Source organism: Amphibiibacter pelophylacis (assembly GCF_037688875.1).
GTDB classification, from domain to species: Bacteria; Pseudomonadota; Gammaproteobacteria; order Burkholderiales; family Burkholderiaceae_C; genus Amphibiibacter; species Amphibiibacter pelophylacis.
This window is the reverse complement of the sequence record NZ_JAWDIE010000025.1, coordinates 26471-36947: the sequence shown is the minus strand read 5'-3', so window position 1 is coordinate 36947 and position 10477 is coordinate 26471. Positions and strand designations below refer to the sequence as shown.

The following is a 10477-nucleotide window of genomic DNA, read 5'->3' as shown; positions in this document are numbered from 1 at the left end:
CGTACCTGTCTTCGCTTTCGTCATTTCGTTCTCTCTTGCTTGGATTGGACCACTCAGCAAGGGATACGTTTTTCAGGGACAAGGTCAATCTGCCTCATCAACAGGGCGAGGACACGCTCCATGGGCGCAAAATTTTTATCCGCTTCGACGAGGGCCAGCAGCGAATAGGCACGCGCGGACAGATGTGCGAGGTGATAGCTCGCTGCCGCCATGATGAAGTGGAAGTCGCGATCGATCTCCTGGCGATTTCCCTTTGCAATCACAGCTTCTAGGGCTGTGGCTGCCTGCTCGAAGGCGGTCCGGGCTTGGGTTGCATCTCCGCCGAGTTCTCGAAGACGAAGACCCAGCCCCAAAAGAGCATAGCCATAGGAATGCAGGTCGTGGCTAAGCTGGGCTGCGAAAGCCGGAGCATCTGGCGGGAGCACCCCGTCTCTCCAGATGATTGCTCGCGCCTGACCGCGCGCGATGAGGCGGCCTCGGAAGCCGGCAGTCGCCGCCTCCGTTATGTCAGCCGCGATTGCTTCAGGCGTTGTTGGCATTGGTAATTACTCGGTCATAGACTGCGCCGATGAAGGCGGCGTGCCCATCTACGTGCAGGCCGACACCCCACTGGGTTATCGGTCCAGGATAGGCCTGAAGAGACGCTGCTAATAACGCGTCCGGCGCGTTGCCTGAAAAGGCAAAAAGCAGATGGCGGACGTTCTGCGGCGGAATGCCATGCTTCAACAATGCGTCATCGATCGCGTCAGCGAGTGGTAGTTGGTTCAATTCGAGCATGCGCGCCGAAATGAAGGACAGCGCATGCGCGGATGGCAAGCCGCCATCCTTGTCCAGAGCGGCCCTCGCCTCGGTAAGGACTTGGGCGGTCAGTGCGACGCGGCTCTTTGCCTCGGTCTTAAGAAAGTGAAGACGTTGAGTCTGAGGGTCTTGAAGGATGCCGATAACGTCGTCGCCGCGCATTGCCATATTGCGGTGGTCTTTCCATCGCAGCCGCTTGATCGGAGCGCGATAACCTCCGCTATGCGCATCGATCCATTCAGTAGCGTAAATTTCTCCGAGATCTCCGGAACGGATCGCCTTTGTAGTAGGAAGCTTGCCCTGAATTAGCGCAGCCGCTTCCTGTTTGCCAAGCCGTGCCAGTGCTCGCGCGACTTGCTCTTCCGATGCATAGTGCGTCGGCACAATGGCCGCAGTTGCCTGGATCGCAGTCTGAAGGTTCGCCCCCTGCGCGGTCATTACCCTGCAGAAATGGTTCCCTACCGGTGTATCTACCGAGAGGCACCAGTCGTTGAAATGCGCCACGTTTCACACTCCCTTAAAGTTCTTTTTCGATCCGAGCAAGGAGTTGTTCAATCACGTCGCAGGCCTGCCGCTGCCGCAACGTCCTCGCCTCACGTTGCTCTGGTTCGTCACCTTCGCCCAGCTCGAACTTGGCGACCGACACCGGACCATCCTTGCGATAGCCTTCGGCTTTCTCGTCGCTTGCGAAGCGGCTGCGCAGGATTGCCAGCGAGGCCTCGACGACCGCACCGTGCTTGCCGTTGCGCTCCTTGTGGAAAGCCGCAGCCACGGCATCCAGTCCTTCGGCTGCGTGTTCAATGCAATAGATCAGATCGTGTGCGTCCTTGCGTTCAAAGCGCTGATCGAAGGCGAACGACTTCAGGCATGTAAAACTGATGAGGTTGGCATGCTTGATCTGTTCCGTCGCGATTCCGTTGCCGCCGAGGAGTTCAGCCTGAATCTCGGTGACTTGGTGAAGGTCAAAAACAATGGAGGAATATGGGATATTCAGTGCCGAGATCGTGCCTTCGGTCGGCAAGGGCTGCACCTTGCCACCAGCGATGTCCGGTGCATCCGCCAGCAGTTCCAGCAATATCAAAGCGCCATGTTCAGTGCGGGTCTGCCAACGCCAGGAAAGCTTTGTACCGGTGCTGTTCTCGGCCCGCTCGAACCCCATCTTCTTGAGGTTGTCTTCGAGTGTGTGATACGCCTCGGTATCGGCCAGGATTTGTAGGTCGATCACGATGTCCACGTCGAGAGTGCCTGCGTGCGCTGGCACTACTGGAGGCCGCTCGGCAACGAGATATCGCGGCGTGAGTCCCCCGATCAGGTAGACCGACTCTTTCCACGGTCCGAGTCCGCGTAGCAGCGTCACGAGGACGCGTTCGCAGTCCACCGTGTACTGGTCGCTGTAGCCATCAAACGTTGCAGGTTTTGCCATTAGAAGCCAATCCTTTCCTTGCGTAAGTGCTCGGCCATTTCCTTGGCGCGGCCTTCACCGCGCAAGAGGTCGAGATAGACCTGGACCGGACTGGCCAGCCAAACGCTGTCGATGTTTTGCCGGAACAGCAGTTCCCCCGCCGACTTCGTCTCGATGACCGCAAGGTTTGCGCCTTCATTGACGACGCGTGCACCCAGCTCAGCCATTGCCATCTCGGCACTTGTGCTGGGTAGCAGTCGAACTCGCACCTGAGAGATGCCGGACAAGAAGGGGGCATAGCGCTGTGCAGCGGCTTCGTAGCTCACCGCGTAAACGACCTGATGCGCATCGAACATCTGGGCGAGCCGTTCGATCAGTGCATCAGATTTCAATCCGGGCACGAAGTACCGGCGCAGCACGGGCGCGCGCTGCGTGACGAGCTGCTTCGCCCAAGCATCGAGCAGCGCACTTGGTTCACGCAGATGCCGCTCCTTGCTCGGCCCTTGTCCACGAGACACCAACCAGTCGAACCGCTCCAACTCACTCAATACGTCCGAGGCCGTGGATGGAGCCACCTGCGCCCGTTCGGCTACTTCGGTAACACCAAACCATTCCTCGTGATTGACCAGAAGCGCGTACAAAACCTGGGCGCGCCGCCCGGAGAAGAGCGACCGCACCGACTTCTCTAAAGTCTTCGGAGCCGGCTTGTCGATGTAGATGTAGGCACCGGAGGCCGGCAGGAACAGGCTGCCGCCGCTGTCGAAGTAGCCAATGCGCTCGGCTCTGAGCAATTCTTTCGCCCCCGGTGATAGCGACTCGGCGATCAGCAGGTGCTGCACATCGGCGTGGTGCCCGTGCTGGACCGACTTCAACTGCCACAACGCCTGGCGCACATCTCGGGGGTAGACGGACTTCTTTGCCTCAACCAGCAAGACGATCGATCTACCGGCAATGTGTAGATCAATCCTCGCGTCGACTCGACCGGTAGCCTGAACAGTCAATTCCGACTGAGCCAGCTCAGCATGCACGTCCGGCAACTCTCGGAGCGAATCCAAGAGCTGTTCGAGCAGGACATGTTCCATATGGGTCGATTCGGTCATAATCGGCATTATTTCCTGTTCAGCGAATAAGCGAAATATACCGAATATTCGACGAGAAGGCAATATTCGCTGCACAGCGAATTGAGTAGAACGTGACCAGTGTCCCTCAGCGCCACACGGCAGACCACTCAACACCGCTACGCAGAGCAACAGAAAGATGAAAGGGAGGGTTAATTGCAAGAAAAACGACAAGGCTCGCCACAGGCCAGCCACCACCAGATTCTCAGTTATTGGCACAAGATCGAATTTTTCATTCCCTACGACCTTCAGCGCCAGGTCCTGGAGGCTAAGGACGCAGAATGGAGTGTCCGGCTGTTCTCGGTGGACCAGTTGGCACGGCTGTCTACACAGGTTCTGTGGTCCGCGCCTGTGCCAGAGGGGCGTAGGCTCAGCGGATTCGATGTGTACCTCGGCGTTTTCGACAAGGCCGAACTCGCTGATGTCACGCGTCGCGTCGTCGCCGAAACCCTGAGCGATTTGGAAGCCTATGAACAGGACGAGCGCGGCGAGCTGGAAGGACTCACCTGCTGCGCCAGTCTGAGGATGAGCGCCGACGGAACGCCGCTGCTTGACGACCTGTCGGTTTCAACGGTCCCGTGGGCCCTGGGCAGGATCGTGCACCAGGGCCTCGATGGCCTGGACTTCGAGGTCTTCCAGCAGGACCTGGAATCGCTCAAGCGCAATGTGAAAACCTTCCGCGCCTCCGTGGGAGTGACAGCGCCTGCTCAGGACAGGGACACGGCGCCCTGTAGTCCTGCGGACCTACTTCGGTTGCTCAAGGTCCTGGCCACCTGGTCCGGTCATGACATCGCGAGCCGTAATACCTCAGCCCCAATCTTAGTAATCCGGGCGAAAAGCGTCGAAGACAAGCCGAACCCGGAAGGCGCGGCTGCACCGGGCAAGTCAACTGCGGCCGCGATCGACTCGGAGGAAGACGACGAGGACGAGCTGGTGAGCGAGACCGAGATCAGCATCCTCAACAGTTTCTTCGCCGGGGACATTGCCAAGGCCATCCAAGCACTTGGGGACGGCACCGCCAGCGTGCCGCTGCAAGCCTATCTGACGCCGCTGCCGCAAGCCAAGCGAGAAGACCTGTACGAGCCACAGGGACAGCGCCTTATCTCGGAGCAATTGGGACCGAAGCACCTCAACAGGGGCCACTGGCCAGGCAACCCGTCTCACGCGATGAGTCTCATGCAGCAGTTCGCGGTCAACAGCATCTTCAAACAACTGCAAGGATCCGGCATTTTCTCGGTCAACGGCCCCCCTGGAACCGGCAAGACCACGCTGCTTCGCGAGGTCTTCGCGGAGAACATTGTCCGGCGCGCCAGAGCGTTATCGCGCTGCGCAACCTCAGGGGCGGCCTTCGCTGGTCAGCGGAGCGTGAACTTCAATGGAGAGGATCCCTGCTACATCTCCGTACTGAAAGACGAGCTGGTCGGCTTCGAGATGGTGGTGGCCTCGTCGAACAACGCCGCAGTGGAGAATATCTCGCGCGACCTGCCTAAGAACAAGTCGCTCGGCCAGCCGGCCAAGTCCGGCGAAAAGGGATGGCGCAGCGCTGAGGGCGATGCGACCTTCAGCTATCTGCAGCCCGTTGCGCGCAACCTGCTCGAACGGAACAGCAAGGGCACGTATGACCACCCAAAGTCGGACGAAGATGCCTGGGGGCTGATCAGTTGCGCGCTCGGCAACAAGCGCAATCGCGATACCTTCGTTCGCAGCATCAGCTCCGCTGGGCCCAAACGTGGAGACAAGCCACCCAAGGGCTTCGATCCGATTCGTCACCAGTCTCTCTGGCATTGGCGGACCAAGTACGTGGGTATAACCTTCGCGGAAGCCAAACGGTTATTCGTGGAGGCTGACTCTGCAGTCAGCCAGTCGGTAGCCCAACTCGACCGCTTCGCCGCGCTCTCGCGCGAACTTACAGGCTTGACCGTCGAGGCGTTCTGCGAGGTCGCTGCGCAAGAGCTCCAGGCCGCCCACGGCGCCCATGCCGCGGCCGATTCGTTGTTCACCCAGCACGATGACGAGTGGAAGCTGTGCAAGCGCCAGATCGAGTTGCTCAAGACCGAAAAGGCGCTGATCGAGGAGCGTCGGCCGGGTTGGTGGGCCCGCCTCACCAATCGCCAGCTCATGCGAGAGCACGCTGCTGAGCTGTCCGAGAACAGCAGCAAGCAGGCAACCTGGATCCGCCGACAGTACGAGGCCGAGCCGCTACGCGAGTCGACCCGGCAACAGGTCAGCCGCACGATCACTGCCGTCGCCAAGGCAGAAACCGTGTTGAAGACGAGGAAGCAGGAATGGGCCAACAAGGTCAAGCAGTTGCAGGATCTAAGGCGGGAGTTCCCTCAGGCTGCTCATCCCGCGCGCTTGACCGAGCTTGATGACGAAGACTGGCAGATCAAGGGGTTGTGGCACAGCGACGCGGTCAACGAGAAGCGCTCGACTCTCTTTGTGGCGGCATTGAAGCTGCAAGAGGCCTGGCTCGCGGAGGTCTTGCAGAAAGGCGCCGGTTTCGGATCAAACGTCGTGGCAATCTGCCACCTACTTGATGGCAAGCGGCTGCAGGACCCAAAGGACGCTCTCGCGATCTGGCGCAGCCTGTTCATGATCGTGCCGGTGGTGTCCAGCACCTTCGCCTCGTTCGCGCGCCAGTTCCGACATCTCGGCCCGAACTCCATCGGCTGGCTGTTCATCGACGAGGCCGGCCAGGCTGTGCCGCAGGCGGCGGTCGGCGCGCTGTTGCGCACCCAGCGGGCGGTGGTCGTCGGCGATCCGCTGCAGATTGAGCCGGTCTTCACGGTTCCCATCAAACTGCTCGAAGCGCTCGCGAAGACAAGCTCTCTGCCTAAGGACATGGAGGTTTCGCCCGATAAGACCTCCGTCCAGGTCCTAGCCGATGAGGCCAACCGCCTGGGGGCACGGGTGGGATCTGGCGGCAAGAGCTTGTGGATCGGCAGTCCGCTGCGCGTCCATCGCCGCTGCGTCGACCCCATGTTCTCAATCGCTAACGAGATCGCCTACGAGGGGAAGATGATCTTCTTCGCCCCGAAGGATCCAGCGAGATGGCTGCCGCCATCGGACAGCTTGGACATTGGCTCCAGTGCGTGGGTACAGGCACCTGGTTCCACGAGCGACAAGCAGGTCGTACCCAACCAGGTCGAACTCGTCCATCAGGCGCTGTTGGCGCTGTATAGGCGTACCGGCACGCTGCCGCCCGTCTACATCATCTCGCCGTTCAAGCGCGTCAAGACGGCATTGGCCGAGCAGTTGGGCCGGCGTGAAGCCTGGACCTCGGCCGCAGGCCATGGCCCGCAAGCTCCCAAGATCACAGAATTACGCGACTGGTGTAAAGAGCGGATCGGTACTGTGCACACCTTTCAGGGCAAGGAAGAAAGTATTGTGTGGCTGGTTCTGGGTTGTGACCAACGTACGGCGGGAGCGGCCCGTTGGGCGTCGGACAAACCCAACCTACTTAACGTCGCCGTCACGCGCGCTAAGCACCGCTGCTTCCTTATCGGCGATCAGGACCTGTGGGGCGGCTTGCGTCACTTCACAGCAGCACACGCCGGCCGTATGCCGCGGATCACTCCGAAGGAATTCATCGGGCAGATGACACTGCCTGGTCACGCTGACTGAGGGCGGGTGGTTTCATTCCAGGCCCTTTGCCAAATTAGCTGAAGAGCATCGGCTCCGCCTCTCAGCCCGGTCGCGGTGTCCAAACGCAACTTTCCCATACGTTTTTACACCATAGAAAGGTGGACGAGCGTTTGAACACCTCGGTAGGGCATAGGCTGGCAATAAAGGCCGCACGTGAAACTGTCCGAATAACTACCGTTTTATGAACGCCAACTTATGGCGTACCTCAGAAGTCGTAATCCGCGCCCTTAAGACAGGCGGGCACCGAACTCGCGCCGGTACTACTCATCAAAGGCCACCCTGTTCAGGTTGACCGTCATGTCGCATCCAAACGTCGGTGGTGCGCTTTGGACAGCCAGCGTGGTCGTCGTTGGCCGCTCCACTTGGTCGGGCGTCTCTACGGTCACGAATGCGGGGAAAGGCCGGACGGATATGTCCTTGTCACGGTAAGAGGGCACCTTCGGTTTTGCATTACTCATGGTTCATCCTTTCATGTACACGGGCCAATGAGCCTCATGTTGGAATGAGATGATGCACCCTATCTTGCGTCCGTGGGCAACGTCCCATAGGACGGCGCTTGGACAGGCTTCCTCGCGCTCCCTACTAGTTCTTTGGAGCCCGTTGATGAGGGGCACATCTGCCGTGCGGCTCTGCTCGACCGCATTGGCGGTCGGTGCGGACAGCGGCAGCAAGGCTGCATGCTGCGCCACCCTGGGCGCGGTGCTCCAGGGGATCGGCAATGCCATGGGTCAGTCTGTGGCAAGTACGCTCATTCCCGTACCTACGGTCGGTTCACAAAGGCGGCCACCTCGTCTTCCTGAGTAGCCGGGGCGGCAGTAATCGCGTCACCGCCAAAGCTCGGTGCCTCGGCCTCGGCTGATTGGCGGATGGCAACAGCCACTTTGCCCCCCACGGTCTGCTCGACACCGGCTTGGAAGTTGGAGGCTATCTCATCGGCCTTGGCGGCCATCACGCTGCCAATGCCTGCCGCCAGGTTGGCGCCAGCTCCAGCAGCCACCTTGCCCGCCTTGGCTGCGGTGGTGGCCACGCGCCCGACCATCGAGCTGCCAGCGGTATGGCCATCGGCCACGGCCTTTTGTCCAGCATCACTGCCGCCTTTAGCACCCACCTTGCCTACAGAACCATGCTGCGTTGCCGTGCCGCCGACCATCGAGCGGCCTCCAGCACGACCGACTTCATTGAGTCCGGCTGCTCGCGCAAACGGAGTGCTGCTTAAGTCCCCGCTGTAACCACCCGCTGACATGCCCCCCGATGTTATTCCTCCGGCCATCGGTGCCGCCATCGTGCCTGTGCTCTCACCGCCACCTGCATTCGCAGCCGCAAAGGCCGCCTTGATCGCTGATGCGCCACCGGTCATGCTTTGTGCCGAACCCAGCAGCGCTCCGCCCGCCATGCTGGCTGCGGCTGATGCCATGCCAGCACTGGCCATCGCTGCACCAACAATACTCCCGGCGCCCATGCTGCCGCCAATAGCGCCAACTCCGCCACCAGAAACGATGCTGGCAACGAGGGGCGGTACACGGGTAATCAGCATCAGCAAGGTGACACAGAAAACCAGCATCACGCCCAGCTCTTCAAAGTTGAGCGTGCCGGTGTTCATCCTGCTGTAAAAAGTATCGAGCAGGTCAACGCCGATGCCAACAAGGATCACCATCGTCAAAAGCTGCATCCTCACACCCAGCACCGTCTTGTAGTAGCTGATGGCCATGTCTGAAGTCCAGCGCGACCCGCCGAAGCCCAGGAAGAAGATCCCCGCGTACATCAATATCCACGCAGACACCACCAGCAGCATCATATTCACAGCCACGGCAGCCAGCAGGATCATGATGGCCGAGCTTAAGGCCAGGCCGACGACGCTATCTACAGGGCTCAGTAACGACAGATTGCTGATGGCCTGCCGCCAGATCATGAAGCCAATGTCCACGATGCCCGAAGGTGTCACGGATGACACACCAGAGGCCCGCTCACCAAGAAGCTGAAGTGACTGGATGATGGACGAAGCAAAGTCAGGCCCGTGCCTGAGCAACCACAGGAAGAATCCAAAAAACATGATGAAGCGGACGAACTCCGAGAAGAAGTCTTGGATGCCACCGCCGCGTAGCATCAAAATCCCACCAGTCCACGCGAGGCTGATGGTGCCCAGCGTCCAGAACAGCCAGGTGGCCGCGTTCATGATGACTGTCTGCCAGCTCGCGGCGCGGGTGGCGAAGGCCGCCACCACCTGGTCAAGCATCCCGCTGCTGGTGAGCTGCGCAGCGGCTCCAGAGGAATACAGCATCAGGGCCATGCCGATGACGGCAACGGTGCTCAGTCGTTTGTTGTTCATGTCTTGTGGTACTCCAGCCAGTTCTTAGGCTTCTCGGTCGGGGTGATCCGGGGATCAGTGGCCTTCTTGTGAGCGCACTGCTGCTTTTCTTCCTTGTTGCGCGGGTTCTTGCAATCGGGCTCCTGCTGGCCACACCCGGCCAGCAGGGCAACGAAGACGATGGCCAACCCGGACAGGTGTAGGCGGTTCATTTGTCCTTCCTCCCTTTAGCGAATGAGCGTGAGCCAGTTGGTCGGGCTGTGCGTTCGTTCAATGCGACGTTCGGTGGCTACGGCCCGCGCTGCGGCCTGTCGGGCTTCCTTGTCCGCGTCGGCTTGGGCTCGCGTGGCCAGCGCGTTTTGCTGGGCGATCAGCAAGGATCGGATTTGCAGGAGCTGGTTGGCCTGACTGCTGGCCAACTGGTTGGCGAAGCCGATGGCCTGCATCTGGCCTGTGGCACCCTGGGCCTGCGATTGCAGCCGCCGGAGCTGGGCCGCGTCGTTGCTCAGATTCTGCTGCTGCTGGTCGAGCCCCTTGAACATCGCGTCATGCGCCTTTTTCAAAGCCTCGGAAGCCGTGGCTGTATTGGCATCCAGTGCGGCCCGCTGAGCCGATGTGCACCCTGTCCGAGAGAAGCACGCTGCACTGCGGTAGTAACTCACGTCCTGAAATTTGGCCAGATAGTTGTCCAAGCTGCCGAGCTGGGTCTTGTAATAGTTCAACGTGTCGGTGGCGCGTTGCAGGTTGGTGATCGTGCTTTGCGCCTGATCCCAGATATAAGCGGCCGGTGCCAGGCTGTTTTGCAGCATGTTTTCATACTGCTGAAGCTGAGTGCTGTACTGCTCAATCTGCTTGAGCGTCTGCGCTACCGATTCCAGCGCCGTCATCGTGGTTTGCCCCAGATTTGTCACGTCGATTACTGGAATGCCAGCATGCACGGAAGCAGAAAAAACCAATCCAGCCACGCCAGTTGAAATCATTATCTTGAATCGCATAAAAGTCCTTTCAAAATTTAGCCGCTAAAGTCGTCGAGCTTTCCAAATGAGCATTTCGCACGGCATGCCATTCAGCGGCGGTAGCCGACACGCCTCGCAGAGCAGGATACCCATTGAGCGCCGTCAGGTGCGAATAAGGGTCAGTGAAGAGGGACAACCGCGCAGCGGGTGGGCCTACTTCACCCATCCTGCCCGCTGTTCCGCATGCATTTGT

General features: G+C 59.8%; 8 protein-coding genes. 1 reads left to right on the top strand and 7 read right to left on the bottom strand.

The genetic code is table 11. The features are described 5' to 3' along the window. Positions 1–53: 53 nt before the first annotated feature. The 4 genes from RV045_RS13245 to RV045_RS13230 form a co-directional block, all read right to left on the bottom strand. On the bottom strand, positions 54–425 hold the full coding sequence (locus tag RV045_RS13245) for a hypothetical protein (protein WP_423236266.1): 372 nt from the start codon (positions 423–425) through the stop codon (positions 54–56). 97 nt (positions 426–522) lie between these two features. Beyond that, complete coding sequence (locus RV045_RS13240) at positions 523–1302, bottom strand: Hachiman antiphage defense system protein HamA (RefSeq protein ID WP_423236265.1); 780 nt, start codon at positions 1300–1302, stop codon at positions 523–525. A 13-nt stretch (positions 1303–1315) separates the two neighbouring features. Continuing rightward, positions 1316–2221: an antitoxin gene (locus RV045_RS13235; protein WP_423236264.1), complete on the bottom strand. Its 906-nt coding sequence runs from the start codon at positions 2219–2221 to the stop codon at positions 1316–1318. Next, a complete protein-coding gene (locus RV045_RS13230; RefSeq protein ID WP_423236263.1) occupies positions 2221–3300 on the bottom strand; it encodes a type IV toxin-antitoxin system AbiEi family antitoxin in 1080 nt (359 codons plus the stop codon). The genes RV045_RS13235 and RV045_RS13230 overlap by 1 nt, the downstream gene beginning before the upstream one ends. Positions 3301–3474: 174 nt before the next feature. On the opposite strand from RV045_RS13230, the gene RV045_RS13225 reads away from it, so the two are divergent. Then, complete coding sequence (locus tag RV045_RS13225) at positions 3475–6942, top strand: AAA domain-containing protein (RefSeq protein WP_423236262.1); 3468 nt, start codon at positions 3475–3477, stop codon at positions 6940–6942. 781 nt (positions 6943–7723) lie between these two features. On the opposite strand, the gene trbL is transcribed toward RV045_RS13225, so the two are convergent. From trbL to trbJ, 3 genes are read right to left on the bottom strand one after another with little or no spacing between them, the layout of a single operon-like run. After that, on the bottom strand, positions 7724–9289 hold the full coding sequence (gene trbL, locus RV045_RS13220; RefSeq protein WP_423236261.1) for a P-type conjugative transfer protein TrbL: 1566 nt from the start codon (positions 9287–9289) through the stop codon (positions 7724–7726). Next, positions 9286–9480, bottom strand: coding sequence for a hypothetical protein (locus tag RV045_RS13215; RefSeq protein WP_423236260.1), 195 nt, complete (start codon positions 9478–9480; stop codon positions 9286–9288). The genes trbL and RV045_RS13215 overlap by 4 nt, the downstream gene beginning before the upstream one ends. Before the next feature lie 15 nt (positions 9481–9495). Next, on the bottom strand, positions 9496–10263 hold the full coding sequence (gene trbJ / locus RV045_RS13210) for a P-type conjugative transfer protein TrbJ (protein ID WP_423236259.1): 768 nt from the start codon (positions 10261–10263) through the stop codon (positions 9496–9498). Between the last annotated feature and the right edge of the window lie 214 nt (positions 10264–10477).